Origin of the sequence: Streptomyces sp. NPDC018610, from assembly GCF_044391765.1 — a bacterium.
Lineage (GTDB): Bacteria > Actinomycetota > Actinomycetes > Streptomycetales > Streptomycetaceae > Streptomyces.
The window spans coordinates 14,289-32,113 of record NZ_JBISAL010000021.1 but is presented as its reverse complement, the minus strand read 5'-3'; the positions used below and the strand labels follow the sequence as shown (position 1 = coordinate 32,113).

The 17,825-nt window shown below is 74.2% G+C and carries 15 protein-coding genes; 9 read left to right on the top strand and 6 right to left on the bottom strand.

Features of this window, described 5'->3' with window-relative positions; all coding sequences use genetic code 11:
• Positions 1–17: 17 nt before the first annotated feature.
• Both ACH5A8_RS34380 and mgrA read left to right on the top strand, forming a co-directional pair.
• Positions 18–1,262, top strand: a complete 1,245-nt coding sequence (locus ACH5A8_RS34380; RefSeq protein WP_399007922.1) for a cytochrome P450 — start codon at positions 18–20, stop codon at positions 1,260–1,262.
• 258 nt (positions 1,263–1,520) lie between these two features.
• The gene (gene mgrA / locus ACH5A8_RS34375; protein ID WP_399007921.1) at positions 1,521–2,564 is read left to right on the top strand and encodes an L-glyceraldehyde 3-phosphate reductase; all 1,044 of its coding nucleotides are present in this window, start codon (positions 1,521–1,523) and stop codon (positions 2,562–2,564) included.
• A 256-nt stretch (positions 2,565–2,820) separates the two neighbouring features.
• Here mgrA and ACH5A8_RS34370 read toward each other — a convergent pair whose 3' ends face one another.
• A complete protein-coding gene (locus tag ACH5A8_RS34370) occupies positions 2,821–3,426 on the bottom strand; it encodes a TetR-like C-terminal domain-containing protein (protein WP_399007941.1) in 606 nt (201 codons plus the stop codon).
• 123 nt (positions 3,427–3,549) lie between these two features.
• Here ACH5A8_RS34370 and ACH5A8_RS34365 point away from each other — a divergent pair, with 123 nt between their 5' ends.
• Positions 3,550–4,563, top strand: a complete 1,014-nt coding sequence (locus tag ACH5A8_RS34365) for a zinc-binding dehydrogenase (RefSeq protein WP_399007920.1) — start codon at positions 3,550–3,552, stop codon at positions 4,561–4,563.
• Positions 4,564–4,583: 20 nt separating this feature from the next.
• On the opposite strand, the gene ACH5A8_RS34360 is transcribed toward ACH5A8_RS34365, so the two are convergent.
• Positions 4,584–4,826 (bottom strand): hypothetical protein, encoded by a 243-nt coding sequence (locus ACH5A8_RS34360; RefSeq protein ID WP_399007919.1) that lies wholly within the window; start codon positions 4,824–4,826, stop codon positions 4,584–4,586.
• 631 nt (positions 4,827–5,457) lie between these two features.
• Between ACH5A8_RS34360 and ACH5A8_RS34355 the strand changes: the two genes are divergently transcribed.
• The 3 genes from ACH5A8_RS34355 (at position 5,458) to ACH5A8_RS34345 (ending at position 10,091) form a co-directional block, all read left to right on the top strand.
• A complete protein-coding gene (locus ACH5A8_RS34355) occupies positions 5,458–6,831 on the top strand; it encodes an endo-1,4-beta-xylanase (protein WP_399007918.1) in 1,374 nt (457 codons plus the stop codon).
• Between the two features lie 480 nt (positions 6,832–7,311).
• The gene (locus ACH5A8_RS34350; protein WP_399007917.1) at positions 7,312–9,180 is read left to right on the top strand and encodes an FUSC family protein; all 1,869 of its coding nucleotides are present in this window, start codon (positions 7,312–7,314) and stop codon (positions 9,178–9,180) included.
• A gap of 5 nt (positions 9,181–9,185) precedes the next feature.
• Complete coding sequence (locus tag ACH5A8_RS34345) at positions 9,186–10,091, top strand: LysR family transcriptional regulator (RefSeq protein ID WP_399007916.1); 906 nt, start codon at positions 9,186–9,188, stop codon at positions 10,089–10,091.
• On the opposite strand, the gene ACH5A8_RS34340 is transcribed toward ACH5A8_RS34345, so the two are convergent.
• Entirely contained in the window at positions 10,039–10,983 is a 945-nt protein-coding gene (locus ACH5A8_RS34340; RefSeq protein WP_399007915.1) for a restriction endonuclease, read from the bottom strand. The two genes, ACH5A8_RS34345 and ACH5A8_RS34340, sit on opposite strands and share 53 nt — an antisense overlap.
• Positions 10,984–11,281: 298 nt before the next feature.
• On the opposite strand from ACH5A8_RS34340, the gene ACH5A8_RS34335 reads away from it, so the two are divergent.
• The gene (locus tag ACH5A8_RS34335) at positions 11,282–12,457 is read left to right on the top strand and encodes a PP2C family protein-serine/threonine phosphatase (RefSeq protein ID WP_399007914.1); all 1,176 of its coding nucleotides are present in this window, start codon (positions 11,282–11,284) and stop codon (positions 12,455–12,457) included.
• Between the two features lie 210 nt (positions 12,458–12,667).
• On the opposite strand, the gene ACH5A8_RS34330 is transcribed toward ACH5A8_RS34335, so the two are convergent.
• The 3 genes from ACH5A8_RS34330 to ACH5A8_RS34320 form a co-directional block, all read right to left on the bottom strand.
• On the bottom strand, positions 12,668–14,299 hold the full coding sequence (locus ACH5A8_RS34330; protein ID WP_399007913.1) for a phytoene desaturase family protein: 1,632 nt from the start codon (positions 14,297–14,299) through the stop codon (positions 12,668–12,670).
• Complete coding sequence (locus ACH5A8_RS34325) at positions 14,292–14,795, bottom strand: SRPBCC family protein (RefSeq protein ID WP_399007912.1); 504 nt, start codon at positions 14,793–14,795, stop codon at positions 14,292–14,294. Before ACH5A8_RS34325 ends, ACH5A8_RS34330 begins: the two co-directional genes overlap by 8 nt.
• Positions 14,796–14,960: 165 nt before the next feature.
• On the bottom strand, positions 14,961–16,049 hold the full coding sequence (locus tag ACH5A8_RS34320; protein ID WP_399007911.1) for an NAD(+)/NADH kinase: 1,089 nt from the start codon (positions 16,047–16,049) through the stop codon (positions 14,961–14,963).
• A 99-nt stretch (positions 16,050–16,148) separates the two neighbouring features.
• Between ACH5A8_RS34320 and ACH5A8_RS34315 the strand changes: the two genes are divergently transcribed.
• The gene (locus ACH5A8_RS34315; RefSeq protein ID WP_399007910.1) at positions 16,149–16,319 is read left to right on the top strand and encodes a hydrophobic protein; all 171 of its coding nucleotides are present in this window, start codon (positions 16,149–16,151) and stop codon (positions 16,317–16,319) included.
• A gap of 256 nt (positions 16,320–16,575) precedes the next feature.
• A complete protein-coding gene (locus ACH5A8_RS34310) occupies positions 16,576–17,808 on the top strand; it encodes a chitinase (RefSeq protein WP_399007909.1) in 1,233 nt (410 codons plus the stop codon).
• The last annotated feature ends 17 nt before the right edge of the window (positions 17,809–17,825 follow it).

The window sequence follows — 17,825 nt, the reverse complement described above, 5'->3', positions numbered from 1 at the left end:
CTGGGAGGCACGTCACGATGACGACCGGCACAGAAGAGACCACCGGCGCCGAGAGCACCCGTATCGCCCTCGATCCCTTCGTCACGGACCTGGACGGCGAGAGCGCGCGGCTGCGCGCGGCCGGTCCGCTGGCCGCGGTGGAGCTGCCCGGCGGCGTCCCGGTGTGGGCGGTCACCCACCACGCCGAGGCCCGGGCCCTGCTCACGGACCCGCGGCTGGTGAAGGACATCGAGGTGTGGGGGGCCTGGCGGCGCGGTGAGATCCCCGCCGACTGGCCGCTGATCGGGCTCGCCAACCCGGGCCGCTCGATGCTCACCGTGGACGGCGCCGAGCATCGCCGGCTGCGCGCGCTGGTGGCGCAGGCGCTCACCCCGCGCCGGGTGGAGCGGATGCGCGAGCGCATCGAGCGGCTCACGGAGGACCTGCTGGACGGCCTTCCGGCCGACGGCGGCGTGGTCGACCTGAAGGCGGCCTTCGCCTATCCGCTGCCCATGTACGTCGTCGCCGACCTCATGGGCATCGACACGGACCGGCTGCCCCGGCTGAAGGTGCTGTTCGAGAAGTTCTTCTCCACCCAGACACCGCCCGAGGAGGTCGTCGCCACGCTGACCGAGCTGGCGCAGATCATGGGCGAGACGGTGGCCGCCAAGCGGAAGGCGCCCGGCGACGACCTGACCAGCGCGCTGATCCTGGCGTCCGAGGACGGCGACCACCTCACCGACGAGGAGATCGTCTCCACCCTGCAGCTGATGGTCGCGGCCGGCCACGAGACGACGATCTCGCTGATCGTCAACGCGGTGGTCAACCTGTCCGCCCACCCCGACCAGCGAGATCTGGTGCTCTCCGGCGCGGCCGACTGGTCGGCGGTGATCGAGGAGACGCTGCGCTTCTCCACGCCCACCTCGCACGTCCTGATCCGCTTCGCCACCGAGGACGTCCCGGTCGGCGACAAGGTGATCCCGGCGGGCGACGCGCTGATCGTGTCCTACGGCGCGATCGGGCGCGACGAGAACGCGCACGGGCCGAGCGCGGGCGGCTTCGACATCACGCGCGAGTCGAAGAACCGGCACATCTCCTTCGGCCACGGCCCGCACGTCTGCCCGGGCGCGGCCCTGTCCCGTCTGGAGGCCGGTGTCGCGCTGCCGGCGCTGTACGCCCGCTTCCCCGGCCTGGACCTGGCGGTGCCGGCCGATCAGCTGCGCAACAAGCCGGTGGTGACGCAGAACGACCTCTTCGAGCTGCCGGTCCGGCTGGAGGCGTAGGGCCTGTCCGACGCATTCCCGCCCGCTTCGCGGCGTCCGGCGCCTTGTGATCGCACGCACCGGGCACCGCCAGGCCCGCCCTACGGGCGAACGACGGGGATTCGTCGGACCGGCCCGAGCGCGCGGGCCCGATTCAGAAGCGCCGCCGCTGAATCCGATGGAGGCCGGCGGTTGGACTTCAGGATCACCGAGGAGCAAGGTAGGGGCGTCCCGCCGAACCTGACGGGACGCCCCGCCGCACGACCCGGAGAACACCCGATGACCTACGTCGCGGACCCCGCGCGCTACGACGGCGCCATGCGCTACCGGCGCACCGGTCGCTCGGGACTGGACCTGCCCGTCCTGTCCCTGGGCTACTGGCACAACTTCGGCGACGACCGCGCGTTCGAGACCCAGCGCGAGATCGCGCTGCGCGCCTTCGACCTCGGCATCACCCACCACGACCTGGCCAACAACTACGGCCCGCCCTACGGCTCCGCGGAGATCAACTTCGGGCGGCTGATGCGGCAGGACCTGGCGCCCCACCGGGACGAGATGGTGATCTCCACCAAGGCCGGCTGGGACATGTGGCCCGGCCCCTACGGGCAGGGCGGCGGCTCCCGCAAGTACCTGCTCGCCTCGCTCGACCAGTCGCTGGAGCGGATGGGCCTGGAGTACGTCGACATCTTCTACTCCCACCGGCTGGACGCGACCACGCCGCTGGAGGAGACGATGGGCGCGCTGGACACGGCCGTCCGCCAGGGCAAGGCCCTGTACGTCGGCATCTCCTCCTACGACGCCGAGCGCACCCGGCAGGCCGCGGCGATCCTGCGCGACCTGGGTACCCCGCTGCTGATCCACCAGCCGTCGTACAGCATGGTCAACCGGTGGATCGAGACGGAGGGCCTGCTGGACGCCGCCCAGGAGGAGGGCTTCGGCGTCATCGGCTTCACCGCCCTGGCCCAGGGGCTGCTGACCGGGCGCTACCTCCAGGGCGTGCCCGAGGACTCGCGGGCCGCGCGGGGCACCTCGTTCGACGCCTCGTGGCTGACGCCGGACATGCTGGAGCGGCTGCGGGCGCTGAACGGCATCGCCGAGCGCCGCGGGCAGACCCTCGCCCAGATGGCGCTGGCGTGGGCGCTGCGCGACGAGCGCGTCACCTCGCTGGTGATCGGCGCCTCGCGCGTGCAGCAGCTGGAGCAGAACGTGGCCGCGCTGCGGAACATGGAGTTCACCGCGAAGGAGCTGGCCGAGATCGACGAGTACGCCACCGACGGCGGCGTGGACCTGTGGCGCGAGGCGCGCACCGGCAGCCTCGGCTGACGCCGGCCTCCGCGCGCCGGCCACGCCTCGGCCCCCACCCGACATGCCGGGTGGGGGCCGAGGCGTCGTGAGCGTTGGGCAGGCCTTGCACCTGCATCTCCCCGCGGGAAGCGGGGTGTCTTTCCTTGGACCACCAACGCACGGCCTGAGAACCGGAGTTCCGGTGCTTTCCGCTGTGCCTCCACCGTAGCCCGCGCGCCGCGGCCGCGCCTCACGGGGCGCGCGCGGCGTCACCCGAACGCCGGGACGGCGCTGCTCAGGGGTGCTGTCGAGGCCGGGCGCCGTTCAGCGCCAGGTCGACCAGACGCTCCACATAGGCGTCGCCGAGCGGTGCGCCGCTGAGCAGGACGCGGGTGAACAGCGGTCCGCTGACGGCCTCGACGAGCAGACCCGCGTCGGTGCCGGAGGCCAGCTCCCCCCGCTCGACGCCCCGTTGCACCATGGCGGCGGCACGGTCCAGGCGCTCGCTCCAGTAGGGGCCCCTGCGGTCCTCGAGCGTGTCGTCGCGCTCGACGCTCAGTCGCAGCAGGGCCTGGCCCTGGGCGGTCTCCAGCAGGTGCGCCAGGCAGGTGAAGAAGCGCACCAGGTCGCCGCGCACGGCGCCGGTGTCCGGGATCGGCAGCGCGGTGTCCAGTTGCGTGGCCAGCGCGTCCAGGATCAGGTTCTCGCGGCTTCCCCAGCGCCGGTAGACCGAGGTCTCGTGCACGCCGGCCGCGCGGGCGACGGCGGCGACGGTCGCACCGGCCAGTCCTTCGGCGGACAGCAGGTCGACCGCGGCGGCGAGCACCGCCCGGCGCATCCGCTCGCCCCGGCGGCGCAGGGGCGGTGCCACGGGTCCGTCCGGGGCCCGGTCTGAGGTCATGCCCGTCATGCGCACATGCTAACGCAAGTCGGCTTGCGTTGAGCGATGGCCCGTCGTACGGTGCAAAGCAAGGTGACCTGCGATAGAAGCGGGAGGTCACCGCCACCCCGAGGAGGTCGCCCCATGGACCGGATGCTCGCCGCCCGGCTGCACGTCCCCAGCCGCACGCTGCGCCTGGAGGAGGTGCCCCGGCCGCAGCCGGGGCCCGGGGAGGTGCTGGTGAAGGTGGAGGCGGCCGGGGTGTGCCTGTCCGACGTGCACCTGATCGACGGCACCCTGACGCCGCTGCTGCTGGAGGGCGACACGGTCACCCTCGGCCACGAGGTGGCGGGCACGGTCGCCGAGGCCGGAGCGGGCGTCACCGCCTGGATGGAGGGACAGCGCGTGGTGCTGCACGCGGGCGAGGTGCGCGACGGCGTCACCTACACCCGAGGCGTGGACTACGACGGCGGCTGGGCCGAGTACGCCCTGTCCTCGGCCGCCGCCCTGACCGCGCTGCCGGACTCCATCCCCTTCGAGCAGGGCGCGATCATCCCGGACGCGGTGTCGACGCCGTGGGGCGCCGTCACCGCCACCGGCGCGGTGCGGCCCGCCGAGGCGGTCGGCGTGTGGGGCGTGGGCGGGCTCGGCGTGCACGCCGTGCAGCTGCTGCGCGCGGTGGGCGCCTGCCCGATCGTGGCGGTGGACCCCAACCCGGTGGCCCGCGAACGCGCCCTGGCCGCCGGGGCCGACCTGGCGCTGGACTCGTCCGACCCCGAACTGCGCGCCCGGATCGGCGCGGTGACCGCCGGTGCGGGGCTCGCGGCGGCCTTCGACTTCGCCGGCGTGCCCGCCGTACGGGCGCAGGCCCTGTCGGTGCTGGCGCCCAAGGGGCGGCTGGTCCTGGCCGGACTGACGGACCAGCCGCTCAGCGTCGCGGACGGCACCCGCTTCAGCTACCTCCAGCAGCAGATCCTCGGTCACTACGGCTCCGACATGCCGGTGGCCCTGCCGCAGCTGCTGCGACTGATCGAGGGCGGCCGGGTCGACTTCTCCGCTTCCGTCAGCGGCGTGCTGCCGCTCGCGGAGGCGGCGCGGGCGGTCGAGCGCCTGGAGAAGAAGGAGGGCGACCCCGTCCGTCTGATCCTGCGTCCCTGACCACCCGGCCGGCCGGCGCCTCAGCGCCTCCCGTACCCGTGGCCGACGGTCCGGCCGGCGGGCCGGCCGGTCGCGGGCACCAGGACCGGGGGCGCGAGGTCGTGGAGGGTGTCCGGCGTCGTCGGGACGGTGCCGCTGTCGGCCGGCCCCTGCGTGCCCGCCTCGGCCGCCGTGGCGGGCAGGAGCGGGCCGAGCAGGAGTCCGCCTCCCAGCGCCAGAACCGCCACGACCTGCCGCCCGCCGATGCGTCCGAGCCCGGACAAACGCCCACCTCCCCGCGCGGGACGCACCGTGCGCCCGGCATCAGGGAGGCTGGCAGATCCGGGGGCCGCCGCGGCGGCCGGTACACCATGATCCCCACGGAAGAGCGAGCCCCGGACGGACGGGTGACGAACACACGTTCCGCCACCGTCGCCGTCGGTCACCGTGACCGTAGCCGTCATCGCGGCGCCATCGCCGCGGACCGGCGCGCGCTCAGCCGGTCCCGCGGGCCGCGCCGTCGAGACCGAAGGACGCGAGCGCGCCGACGGGCGCTCGGCCGATGCGGCGGGCAGCGCCGCCGACGGTGGAGAACACGGGCGCGTCGGCGTGGGTGGCCTGGTAGCCGAGGGCGGTGGCGGCACCGGTCGGAGCACCGGCCCTCTTCGATCACGCCATCGCCCGCGTTCGAATGTTTCGAAACTTTTTCGGCATGACGTCGGGCCACGTTAGGGGCGCCGTTCGGTCGCGTCAACCAGCGCAGAGTTCTTTCAAAGCGCGGGCACTGGACCCGGGTCGACCTTTCGGCCATCCGCCCCGAGAGTCTGCGCGAACCGTTGACCACCGTCGCTTCTGTTCGTAATCTGCGCGTCACATTCGATCTCGCAAGCGAAACTTTCGAGACAAGGAGCTGACATGCTCACGCCTAGAAGGTGGAGGCCGGCCGCGCAGGCGCTCACGTCCGCGCTGCTCGCCGCGGCCACGGTCACGGCCCTGTCGCACAGCGCCGCCGCCGCCGACTCCCTCGCCTCGGCCGCGGCCGGAAAGGGCCGCTACTTCGGTGCGGCGGTGGCGGCGGGCCACCTCGGCGAATCGGCCTACGCCAACACGCTGGACCAGGAGTTCGGGGCGGTGACGCCGGAGAACGAGATGAAGTGGGACGCCACCGAGGCCACCCGGGGCACCTTCACCTTCTCCGCGGCCGACCAGATCGTCAGCCACGCGCAGAGCAAGGGGATGAAGGTCCGCGGTCACACGCTGGTGTGGCACTCCCAGCTGCCCTCCTGGGTCTCCGGACTGAGCGCGACCGACCTGCGCACGGCGATGAACAACCACATCACCCAGGTCATGCAGCACTACAAGGGCAAAATCTACGCCTGGGACGTGGTCAACGAGGCGTTCCAGGACGGCTCCAGCGGCGCCCGGCGCAGCTCGCCCTTCCAGGACAAGCTCGGCAACGGCTTCATCGAGGAGGCCTTCCGCACCGCCCGGTCCGTCGATCCCGACGCCAAACTCTGCTACAACGACTACAACACCGACGGCGTCAACGCGAAGAGCAACGCCGTCTACGCCATGGTCAAGGACTTCAAGTCCCGTGGTGTGCCGATCGACTGCGTCGGCTTCCAGTCCCACTTCAACAGCGCCTCACCGGTCCCCTCCGACTACCAGGCCAACCTGCAGCGCTTCGCCGACCTCGGCGTCGACGTGCAGATCACCGAGCTGGACATCGAGGGCTCGGGCAGCGCGCAGGCCACCAGTTACGGCAACGTCGTCAAGGCCTGTCTCGCGGTCACGCGCTGCACGGGCATGACCGTGTGGGGCATCACCGACAAGTACTCCTGGCGCTCCAGCGGCACCCCGCTGCTGTTCGACTCCAACTACGCCAAGAAGCCGGCCTACGACGCCGTCCTCGCCGCGCTCGGCGGTTCGAGCAGCGGCGGCGGGGGCGGTGGTGACAACGGCGGTGGCGGCGGTGGCACCGGCGCCACGTGCACCGTCACCTTCAGCAGGACCTCGGACTGGAACGACGGTTACAACGGCGAGGTCACCGTGAAGGCGGGCTCCTCCCCCATCACCGGCTGGAGCGTGCCGGTCACCTTCCCGTCCCCGCAGAAGGTGACCGCGCTGTGGAACGGCAGCCCGACCTGGGACGCCGGCGGCACCGTCGCGACGGTGCGGCCCACCTACAACGGCAGTCTGGCGGCCGGCGCGTCGACCAGCTTCGGCTTCACCGTCATGAAGAACGGCAGTTCCGCGCTCCCGGCCGTCGGCGCCTGCACGGCGTCCTGACGGCGCGGGCTCGCCGTCCGGACCGCGCCCGACCCGGACGGCGGGCCCGCACGGGCCGATGCGGCGGCACGTCGTCAGCCGGTCGCGCCGAAGCCCTGCCGAACTTAGGCGCCCTCGGCGCAGAGGTAGCCGGAGCGCAGCTTCGCGGTGTCGGAGGCCGGCGCGGAGGAGCTGCCGCCCCGCGGCTTGTGCGGTGTACGGAAAATGACGGCACACGGACAGAGAGTTGCCTGAGCGCTCCCTCGGCGGGAGCCGTGGACCGCCTGACGGTCCGTCCGCCGGGTCATGCTCCCGCGACAGGTGAGCTCGGAGACCGTCGTGCCGTCGGTGGGGGCGTTCGGGCCCCATGCCTGTCCGTCCCTCCGTCCATGTCCTGTGCGCATGGGTTCGAGGTGTGACAGGCATTGGACGCATGCTTCCTCCCGACGGACGATTGAGGGACGTTCTCCTGTCCCCCACCTCCGAGGAGTCGATCCGTCCATGAAGGCATCGCGCGGCGTCCGTCTCACCCCGGTGCCCCTAGCGGCGGCCGCCAGGGGCGCCGTCGCGCTCGCCCTGCCGCTCCTCGTCGGCGTCTGGACCGGCTCCGTGGTCCCCGCCGTGCTCGCGGGGATCGGCGCCCTGTGGGGCGTGGGCCAGGACGGCTCCGACCCCTACCGGCTGCGGGCGCGGCGGCTGGGCCGCATGGGCCTGGCCGCCGCGCTCGGCCTGCTCGCCGGGGAGCTCGCGCTCCGCAGCGGGCATCCGGCGGCGGTGCCGGGCTGCCTGGTCGCCGCCGCCCTGCTCGCCGGTTCGGTCAGTCTGCGCGGCCGGTCGGCCTCCGTGTCCGGGATGCACCTGCTGCTCGGCGTCACCATCGGCACCGGCATCCCCGTGCCGGGGCCGTGGTGGCAGCCGCCGCTCGCGCTGCTCGCCGGGGTGGTCCTGGTGATCGCGCTGTCCGCGACGCCGTGGCTGTGGCGTCGGCACTCCATCGAGCGCGACGCCGTCCTCGCCGTGTACCGTGCCGCCTCCGAGGCCCTGTCGGCGGCGGGCTCTCCCGGCGCCGAGGCCGCGCGCCGGCGGCTGACCGCGGCACTCGATCACGCCCACCAGGTCATGGGCCGCCATCTGACGCGGCGCACCCGGCCCGGGACGCGGCTGAACGCGCTGCGCGGCGCCTTCGACATCGCGCTGCGGCTGGGCGAGGTGACGTCCGCCCTGGTGTGGGAGGCGCGCCCGCTGCCCCGGCACGTGCGGGACGTACCGCCGCTGATGGCCGCGCGCCTGCTGCCGGACGGGGCCACCGCGCCCGCCGCCCGACGGACGGCCGCGCCGGACACGGCCCCGGCGGCCGTGCCGGCCGTTCCCGGCTCCGCCGACTCCCCCGCTCTGCGCGCGCTCGCCGCGCTGGCCGCCGAGTCCCACCGGGCGCGTCCCGCCGAGTCGGCGGCGCGCCTGCCCGCGTACCCCTGGCACGACCGGGCGGCGCAGGTGCGCTACACCGTGCTGCTCGCGGTGTGCGTGCTGGTCGCGCAGCTGTGTGCCCAGTTCCTGCACGGTCCGCGCGGCTACTGGCTGCCCATGACGGTGGCCTTCGTCTACAAGCCCGACTTCGCTCCGGTGCTGCGCCGCGCCCTCCACCGCTGCGTCGGCACGGTCGTGGGCGTGGCGGCCATCGGCGCGGTGACCGAGCTGACGACCGACACCTACGTCCTGATCGGGGCCGTCGCGGCCTTCGGCGCGGTGATGGCCGTGGGCGTGCGCCACCACTACGCGCTGGCCACGACGGCGCTCACGGCGGTCGTGTTCGTCCTCGTGGACATGCTCGGCGACCACCGGGCGCTGTACTCGGCGCGCATCCTCGACACCGCGCTGGCGGCCGGGATCGTGCTCGTCGCGCACTTCGCGCTGTGGCCCGACTCGGCGAGGGGCCGGGCCGGCGCGCAGACCGAGGCCGCGCTGGCCGCCGCCCGCCGGTACCGGGACCTGGCGGCGGACGCCGCCCCGGGCCAGCGGCACGCGCTGCGCCGGGCCGCCTACCACCGGCTCGCCGAGGCCCGGCGGGCCGTCGCCCACGCCCAGGAGGAGCCGGGCCGCCCCGGCCGGTCGCTGCCGGCCTGGGAGGACGCCATCACCGCGGCGGAACGCCTCTGCGACGCGGTGAGCGCGCGGAACCTGGGCGGCCGGGGGCCCGCGTCGCCCGGACCGGAGTCCTGCGGACCGAAGACGTCCGGCCCGCGGTCGTCCCGGGGGCCGGGGTCCTGCGGCACGACGCCGCCGTCCCGTCGGCCCGGGCCGGGCGCGGAGCGCCGGGAACCGGGGGCACCGGCCTCTCGGTGCACCGCCGGCTGCGCGGTGACAGGATGAGCGCGATGGATCTCCAGGTGCTGCGCTCCTTCCGGGCGGTGGCCGAGGGCATGACGGTGACGGAGGCCGCGGCGGAGGCCCGCGTCACCCAGCCCGCCCTGTCGCGGGCGCTGCGCCGGCTCGAGGAGGAGGTGGGCGCGGAACTCCTCCAGAGGGTCGGCCGCGTGCTGCGCCCGACCCCGGCGGGACGGGTCTTCAAGGAGTACGTCGACGCCGCCCTCGACAGCTACGACCGCGGCCGGCGGGCGGTCGCCGAGGTCGTCGACCCCGAGGCGGGCGTGGTGTCGCTGGCCTTCCTGCACACACTGGGCACCTGGCTGGTGCCCGAGCTGGTCACCGGGTTCCGCGAGATCCTCCCCCACGTCCGGTTCGAGCTGCACCAGCACGAGGAGAACGGCCTGGTCCAGCACCTCCTGCACGCCACCGCGGACCTGATGATCACCAGTGGGGACCCGGGGCATCCGCTGATCACCTGGCGGCGGCTGCTGGTCGAACCCCTGTGGCTGGCCGTGCCCACCGGGCACCGCCTGGCCGAGCGCCGCCGGGTCCGGCTGGCCGAGGTCGCCGCGGAGCCGTTCATCCTGCTCAAACCGGGTTACGGACTGCGCAGCGTCACCGAGACGCTGTGCCGTGAGGCCGGGTTCGCCCCGCTCGTCGGGTTCGAGGGCGAGGAGGTGCACACCCTGCGCGGCCTGGTCGCGGCGGGCCTCGGGGTGTCCCTGATCCCGTCGTCGCCGGACACCGCGGCGACGCCCGACTTCCCCATCCGCTACCTGGAGATCACCGATGTGCACGGCGCCCGGGACATCGGGATCGCCTGGCTGACCGGGCGCACGCTGCCGCCGGTCTCCCGAGGTTTCATCGACCACGCGCTCCGGGCGACGGCCACGCCGGCCGGGGACCGGCGCTGACGGTCGCCCACGGCACCGGGCCCGTGCCCTCGCTCCACGCCCGCAGGTCCTGCCCGTCCACGCAGACGATCCCGCACGTCTGCGCGTACTCGAGGGCCGGAGCGGTGAAGTCGCTGGTGGTGACGAAGACCGCGACGTCGGCCTCGTGCACGGTGTAGCAGGTGCCGCCGAAGCGCTGCAGGTCCTCGGAGCCGACCCGGTTGGTGGCGCGGTAGCGCTTGCACTGGACGACCAGGCGCCGCCCGTCCGGGGCGAGGGCCAGCACGTCCGCGCCGAGGTCCCCGGCCCCTCCGGCGACCTCCACACCGCGGCAGCCGTCCCGCTCGCACAGCGCCGCCACGGCCTGCTCGAACTCGTCGGGTCCGAGCACGTCGTAGTCGACGACCGTGACCTCGTCGACCACTTCCGCCTCACCGTCCACGACCGTGACCTCGGTGACCACCGCGGCCTCGCCGGCGGCCACCTGGCCGGCCGTCGGAGCGACGTCCGCCACCGGCCCGGCCGGCGCCACGGCGCCGGGGTCGACCGGCGGACGTCCGGAGCCGGCCTGGGCCGGCACGGCGGCGAGCGCCGGCCCGGGCGGTGTCTCCAGTGCGTCGAGGGCCGTCCTGGTCGCCTCCTCCAGCGCGGCGGCGGCCCGGCGCGCGGTGCGCCGGGCGAGGTGCCCGCGCCGCCGGCGGCGCCGTACGGCGAGGGCGGCGGCGGCCGCGCCGACCATGCACAGCACGGCGGCCCAGGCCGGCCGCCGCTCGGCGGCCGCCAGCGCCGCGCGGGCGGTGCAGCTCAGGACGACCAGGACGAGCGCGAGCAGCGTGAAGAAGAGGGCGGTGGCGCGAAGATCGAAGGGACGTCCGCGTCCACTCCGGCGTACGCGGCGTTCGGGCACGGTCACTACGGCGGGTCCCCCTCCTCGGTGACTGACGAAGATCACTCATCCGCCGTATGCCCGAGATCGTCCGCTTCACCGGGGCCCGCGCGACGGACATGCCCTTGCCTGGAGCAATGGCACGGTCGGGGCGGTCGGCCGCAGCAGGCTGGTGGTCTTGATCAAGCCCGTCTGGAGTTCCTGTGAACAGGCCGCCCGAGTGTCTTCGCGAGGACCGTCGCCCTCCGGCGGACCGCCCGCCCGTGTGTCCGCCCGGTCCGCCGGCGCCGCGGCCGGCCGGGCCCGGGCGTCCCGGGGGCGAGCGGTGACGCGGCCCGGCCGGCACCCGGACGCGAGGACGCCGCCGGCGCCGGGGGCGTCCCGGCCGCAGGTCCCCGCTCCCCCGGCCTGGCTGCGCTGGCTGCCCGTGCTGTACGTCGCGGGCGTCCTCGCCCTGGAACCGATGACACCGGTGGACTGGCCCGTGAGCTTCCTGCTCATCGCACTGCCCCTGGTGGCGGCCTACGCCTACGGTCCGGCCGCGGTGGCCGCCTTCACCGTCTTCGCCATCGTCTTCGAAGGCGTGCTGGCGGGCACCCCGTGCTGCGCGGGGCGTTCGGTCGGCTACCTCTGGGACCGCCACTACGTGGCCAACTACGCGTGCACCAGCCTGGTCGGGATCCTCGGCGCGATCCTGGCGGTGCACCGGTTGCGCCGCGAGCGCACCCTCGCCACGGTGCGTTCCGTGGCGGAGACCGCGCAGCGGGTGTTACTGCGCCCGGTGCCGCGCCGGCTCGGCCAGGTCCTGGTGGAGACCCTGTACCTGTCCGCCGCGGCGGAGGCCCGCATCGGCGGCGACCTGTACGAGGCGGTCCCGACGGTCTACGGGGTACGGCTGCTCGTCGGCGACGTCCGGGGCAAGGGCCTGGTGGCAGTGGAGACGGCCGCGACCATACTGGGCGCCTTCCGGGAGGCCGCCCACGACGAGCCCGATCTGACCGGCGTGGCGCGGCGCATGGAGCGCAGCATGAGCCGCCATGCCGCGCAGCTGCCCGGCGGGGAGGCGGAGGAGCGTTTCGTCACGGCGGTGTTCGCGGAAGTCCCCGACGACGAGGCCGTGGTCCGCATCGTCAACTGCGGTCATCCCCCGCCGCTGCTCATCCACGGGGGCCGGGTCACCGAACTGCACGCGACCGCGCCCTCGCCGCCGATCAACCTGGGGGTGCTGGTCGGCAACGGCTACCACGTGGACGTGGTGTCCTTCGGCCCGGGCGACCAGCTGCTGCTGTACACCGACGGCGTCACCGAGACCCGGGGGCCCGACGGCGCCTTCTACCCGCTCGCCGAGCGGGTGGGGACGTGGGCGCTGCGACCGCCGCGCGAGCTGCTCGACCAGCTGCACGCCGATCTGCTCGACTACAGCGACGGGCAGCTCGACGACGACATCGCCGCGCTCGCCGCCTTCCGCCTGCCCGGCCGGCCCGGCGCGGGCCGGCCCTGACGGCGTCGGCCCTCGTGCCGACCGGCCGGCCGGCTCGCCGCGGCCTCGGGGCTCCGAGGCCCACCGGTCCCGCCTCGGCCGCCGGTCCCGCCCGGGCCGGGGTGTCGTCGGCCGACGGGCCCGGGCGTCAGCGGGCCGGCGAGGTCATGGGCATGTGATGGCAGGGGCCCGGTGATGGCGGGGAGCCGGCGAGGTCAGGGGCCGGCCGGGTCAGGGAGCCGGCGAAGTGCGGTCGCCCGTGCGGTCGCGGCGGGCCAGGGCCCGCTGGGCGCGGGCCAGGCCGGGCGGCAGGCGCCGGCGGAGCGCGGCGCGGGCGGCGTTGGCGCCCGGCGCGCCGTGGACGCCGCCGCCGGGGTGGGCGCCCGCGGAGGCCAGGAAGAGGCCCGCCACCGGTGTCTCGGGGCGCCCGGTGCCGGGCACCGGGCGGAACACGAGCTGCTGGTGGACGGCCGTGGTGCCGCCGTTGATGGAACCGGTGTCGAGGTTGCGGTCGAGCGACTGGAGCGTGGGCGGGGCGAGGATCCGGCGGGCGAGGATCTTCGTACGGAAGCCGGGCGCGAACCGTTCGACCTGCCGTTCCATCCGGTCGGCCATGATCTCCTGCTCCCCGGTGTCCCAGGCGCCGGTGAGCCCCTCCTCCCCGGCGTCGCCGGTGATCTCCCGCGGGACGTGGGTGTACGCCCAGGCGGACTCGGTGCCCAGCGGTGAGCGGGTGGAGTCGGCGGTCGTCATCTGGCCGAACACGCTGAAGGGGCGGTCGGGCACCTGCCGCATGGCGATCTGGGCGGTGAAGCGGGTGAGTTCGTCGAAGCCGTCGGCCAGGTGGACGGTGCCGGCGCCCACGGGCCCCTCGGTCCGCCAGGGCACGGGCCCGTCCAGCGCCCAGTCCACCTTGAAGGTGGCGAAGTCCCACTGGAAGCGGCGCAGGTCGGCCAGGAGCTGGTCGGGCAGGTGGGCGGGGTCGACGAGCCGGCCGTACAGGTCGGGCGCGGAGACGTCCGCGAGGACGGCGCGCCGCGCGGTCACCAGGTCCCCGCCGGCCGTGCGCACGCCGGTGGCCCGGCCGTCGCGCACGACGACGCGGTCGACGCGCTCCCCGCAGCGCAGCGTGCCGCCCTGCGTGCGCAGCCGCCGGGCCAGGGCCGCGGTGAACGCGCCGGAGCCGCCGACCGGCACGGGGAAGCCGTGGCTCTGGCCGAGCATGGACATCAGCCAGCCGAAGCCGCCGCTGCCGGCCGACTCCGGGGCGAGGTCGGCGTGCAGCGCGTTGCCGGCCAGGAGGAGCCGGCCGCCCTCGCCGCGGAACTCCTCCTCGCCCATGCGGCGCACGGGCAGCAGCATGGTGCGGGCCAGGCGCAGGCCGCCGGCGCCGCGCAGCCGGGCGAGCAGCCGGACGCCCGCCTTCACCGGCGGGAAGGGGGCGAACAGGGCGTCCATCAGGTCGCCGCCGAGGCGTTCCCACAGCCCGTGCAGCCGGCGCCAGGCCGCTCCGTCGCCCGCCGCGAAGGCGTCGAGGGAGGCGGCGGTGACGTCGACGCCGCGGTCGAGGACGGCGCAGCGGCCGTCGGTGAGGGGGTGGGCCAGCACGTGCGGGGCGTGGCTCCACCGCAGGCCGTGGTCCTGGAGCCGGAGGGCGGCCAGGACGGGGGAGGCCACGGCCAGGGGGTAGAAGGAGCTGAAGAGGTCGTTGACGTAGTCGGGGTGCACGCCCCGGTCGTGGCGGACCGCGCCGCCCGGTTCGGGCTGTTCCTCCAGGACCGTCACGCTCCAGCCGGCGTCGGCGAGCAGGTTCGCCGCCACCAGGCCGTTCGGGCCGGCCCCGATCACCACGGCGTCAGGCATGTCCGCCTCCGGTCTCCGGCAGGTCCGTGCGGTGCCCGGTCCGGGACCGGCGGCGTCCGTTCTCGGCGTCGGTCTCGCAGACCTTGGCGAGCCTGGCCAGCATGGCGCGGTGGCGCAGCTGGATCAGGGTCTCCACGCCCATGTTGTGCACCGCGCCGCCCGCCCCTTGGAGCGGGTGCTCGTCCACGATCACGAGGCAGTGCTCGCCCCAGGGCCGCACCTCGATGGCGATCCGCGCGGTGCCGAGGAAGCCGGCCTGGGCCTCGAGTTCGAGGAGCGAGCCCTCTTCGCAGTTGCGCACGACGGTCAGGTTGGTGAGCCGCAGCGGGCCGAGGCGGACCTGGTACTCGATGGCCGAGTTCACGTGCGGCCACTGTCCGCGCACGGGCCGGGACGCCGCCGTGCCGACCACCCACTCGGCGTACCGGGTGCCGTCGGCCAGGAGGGTCCACACCACTTCGGGGCTGGTCCTGATCAGCCGGTGACGTACTGCCACGCATGCCTCCGCGGGTCGGTGACCGCCGGCCGGTCACGGCCGGGTGCCCGCGTGCCGCACCGGTCAGCCGGCGTGCCGCGGGGCGAACGGCGCGCAAGGAGCGAACCGGTTCAAGACTCGCCGGTCATCGGTGCGCCTGCAATTCGTGCCCACCCGGCGGGTGGTTCAGGGAGCGGGGTCCGGCGCCCGCCCGGGCGTGCCGTCGGGGCCCGGCGGCAGGGCCAGATGAGCGAGGTCTCCGGGCCGGGGGCTGCTCACCGGCCACAGCGGCGCCGGGGTTCCGTCGGCGACCGCGGCCGGGGCGTCGGTGAGGTTCATGCGCTCGCGCAGACGTCCGTAGAAGTCCATCGGGCCGAGCCGTACGGCCCGCAGCCGGCGCGGGGCGGCGTACACGCCGATCCAGTCGCCGGGGTCGAGCACTCCGCGCAGTTGGCCGTCGACGCTGACGGCGGCCTGGCCGGAGCGGTCGAGCACGCGCAGGGCGACGGGTTCGTCCGGGGCGGCCACGACCGAGCGGTTGAACGCCATGTGCGGGGCCACCGGCGTGAACACGAGGGCGTCGGCGCGCGGGGAGACGACCGGGCCGCCGGCGGCGAAGCTGTAGGCGGTCGAGCCGGTCGGCGTGGCGACGAGCAGGGCGTCCGCGGAGTACGACGCGAGGAGCCGGCCGGCGAGGTAGACGCCCGCCGACACCTGGCGGTCCCGGGCGAGTTTCTCGACGGCGATCTCGTTGAGCGCGGTGATGTTCAGGGCGACGCCCCAGTCGCCGCCGGACTCGCAGTCGGCGCGCACCCGCGGCGGGGGCAGCATGGGGCGGCGGCCGTAGCGCATCAGTTCCTCGATGCCCGCGGGGACTTCCAGGCGGCGGGAGGCGCGCACGGTGAGCAGCATCCGGCTCTCGACGGTCAGCCGGTCCTGGAGCACGGCGTCGAGGGCGGTGCGCACGTAGGTGACGGGCACTTCGGTGAGGAAGCCGACCCGGCCGAGGTCGACGCCGAGGACGAGGGCGTCGTTCTCCGCGGCGAGCCGGGCGCCGCGCAGGAACGTGCCGTCGCCGCCGAGGGTGACGATGAGGTCGGGGTCGCCTGCGGCCTCGACCTCCGCGCCGGCGTCGCGCCGGCCGCCGTCGTGCCACACGTCGATGTCGGTGCACCGCACGGCGCGCTCGTCGCACCAGGCGTGCACGACCCGCTCAGCGGCTCGGGCCTGCGGGCGTCCGCCGTGGACGACCAGGCCGATCCGGCGCACCGTCACAGCACCACCGGGTTCCCCCACAGGTGTCTTTGAAACATCGAAGCGTGTGTGCGTTTTCCTGGGAATCGAGGGCATTCGGTGGTGCGGAGGTCGATAATCATGGTTCCTTTGCTGCTGGTTCTCCTGCTCGCCCTGATCCTCTTCGGCGCCGGGTTCGCGCTGAAGATCCTGTGGTGGGTGGCGCTCGTCGTGCTCGTGGTGTGGCTGCTCGGCTTCATCGTGCGGCCGGCCGGCGGTGGCGGCCGGAGGGGTCGCTGGTACCGCTGGTGACGGCCACGGACCGGCCGGTGCCCGCCGTCCGCGGTGGTCCCAGACGTACGCCCGGCTTCGTGCCGGGCGTACGGCGTTTTCCGGGGGGCGCCAGGCAGCCGCGGGGGATCGGCTCGCCGCCAGGGGGATTCAGGTAAAGGGATCGTATGGTCTAGTCCAAAGAATCATCTGGTCCAGACCAATCCATTGACGTGCTCGCAACAGGGTCAGGAAGCTTGGGGCCACTTCCCCACCCCCACCCCCTGGAGGGCACGCAGTGAGACGTCTTCGCGCATGTCTGGGCGCTGCCACCGCCGTCGGTCTCGCCGCCGTCGGCACCACCGCTCTCGTCGCCGGCAGCGCCTCGGGCGCGACCAACTCCGCGGACGCGCTGAGCAATCGCTGGTACGCCGCGGCCCCGTACCTGATGCCGCTCGACAACGACCCGCCGAGCGCGAGCGCCATCATGGACGCCACCGGTCTGAAGGCCTTCCAGCTCGCCTTCATCCTCGCGCCCAACGGCGGCGGTTGCTCGCCCACTTGGGACGGCTCGGCCGCGGTCTCCTCGGACACCGCCGTGAAGTCGGTGATCGACGCGATCCGCGCCAAGGGCGGCGACGTCTCCGTCTCCATCGGCGGCTACGGCGGCACCAAGCTCGGCCAGGCCTGTTCCGACGCGGCCTCCACGGCCGCGGCCTACCAGCAGGTCATCACCAAGTACGGCCTGCACGCCATCGACTTCGACCTGGAAGAGCCGGAGTACGAGAACACGGCGGCCATCAAGAACGAGATCGGCGCCGCGAAGATCCTCCAGCAGAACAACCCCGGCCTCTACGTCTCCGTCACCACCGCGGGCACCGCCGACGGCACGGGCTGGTTCGGCAAGCAGATGCTGCTGGAGGCCAAGTCGCAGGGCTTCACGCCCAACAACTTCTCCATCATGCCCTTCGACGGCGGCTTCAACGGGGCGGCCTCGCAGACCAGCGCGCTGACCAACTTCAACAAGATCCTCCAGTCCACCTTCGGCTGGAACGAGGCCACCGCCTACGCCCACGAGGGCTTCTCGGGGATGAACGGCCGCAGCGACACCGGCGAGATCTTCACCCAGGCCGACTTCCAGACCGTGCTGGACTACGCCACCGGCCACAACATGGACCGCTTCACCTTCTGGTCCCTCAACCGCGACCGCCAGTGCACCCCGGCCGACAACGGCGGCCGCACGTCCGGCACGTGCTCCAGCGTCGCGCAGAACTCCTGGGACTTCGCCAAGTACTCGGTGAAGTTCGCCGGCGTCACCCCGCCCACCACTCCCCCGACCACCCCGCCGCCCTCCAGCCCCACGCCGCCGCCGAGCACCCAGTGCAAAACGGCCTGGAACGCGAGCACCGCGTACACCGGGGGCAGCGAGGTCTCGTACAACAGCCACAACTGGAAGGCCAAGTGGTGGACCCAGAACGAGACCCCCGGGGCCTCGCAGTGGGGTCCCTGGGAGGACGAGGGCGCCTGCTGACACCGGCGCTCCCCGCC

Excerpts from the sequence above, each read along its gene's own strand:
- ACH5A8_RS34380 (WP_399007922.1), top strand. The coding sequence starts at position 18 with ATGACGACCGGCACAGAAGAGACCACCGGCGCCGAGAGCACCCGTATC.
- mgrA (WP_399007921.1), top strand. The coding sequence starts at position 1,521 with ATGACCTACGTCGCGGACCCCGCGCGCTACGACGGCGCCATGCGCTAC.
- ACH5A8_RS34370 (WP_399007941.1), bottom strand. The coding sequence starts at position 3,426 with ATGACCTCAGACCGGGCCCCGGACGGACCCGTGGCACCGCCCCTGCGC.
- ACH5A8_RS34365 (WP_399007920.1), top strand. The coding sequence starts at position 3,550 with ATGGACCGGATGCTCGCCGCCCGGCTGCACGTCCCCAGCCGCACGCTG.
- ACH5A8_RS34355 (WP_399007918.1), top strand. The coding sequence starts at position 5,458 with ATGCTCACGCCTAGAAGGTGGAGGCCGGCCGCGCAGGCGCTCACGTCC.
- ACH5A8_RS34350 (WP_399007917.1), top strand. The coding sequence starts at position 7,312 with ATGAAGGCATCGCGCGGCGTCCGTCTCACCCCGGTGCCCCTAGCGGCG.
- ACH5A8_RS34345 (WP_399007916.1), top strand. The coding sequence starts at position 9,186 with ATGGATCTCCAGGTGCTGCGCTCCTTCCGGGCGGTGGCCGAGGGCATG.
- ACH5A8_RS34330 (WP_399007913.1), bottom strand. The coding sequence starts at position 14,299 with ATGCCTGACGCCGTGGTGATCGGGGCCGGCCCGAACGGCCTGGTGGCG.
- ACH5A8_RS34315 (WP_399007910.1), top strand. The coding sequence starts at position 16,149 with ATGGTTCCTTTGCTGCTGGTTCTCCTGCTCGCCCTGATCCTCTTCGGC.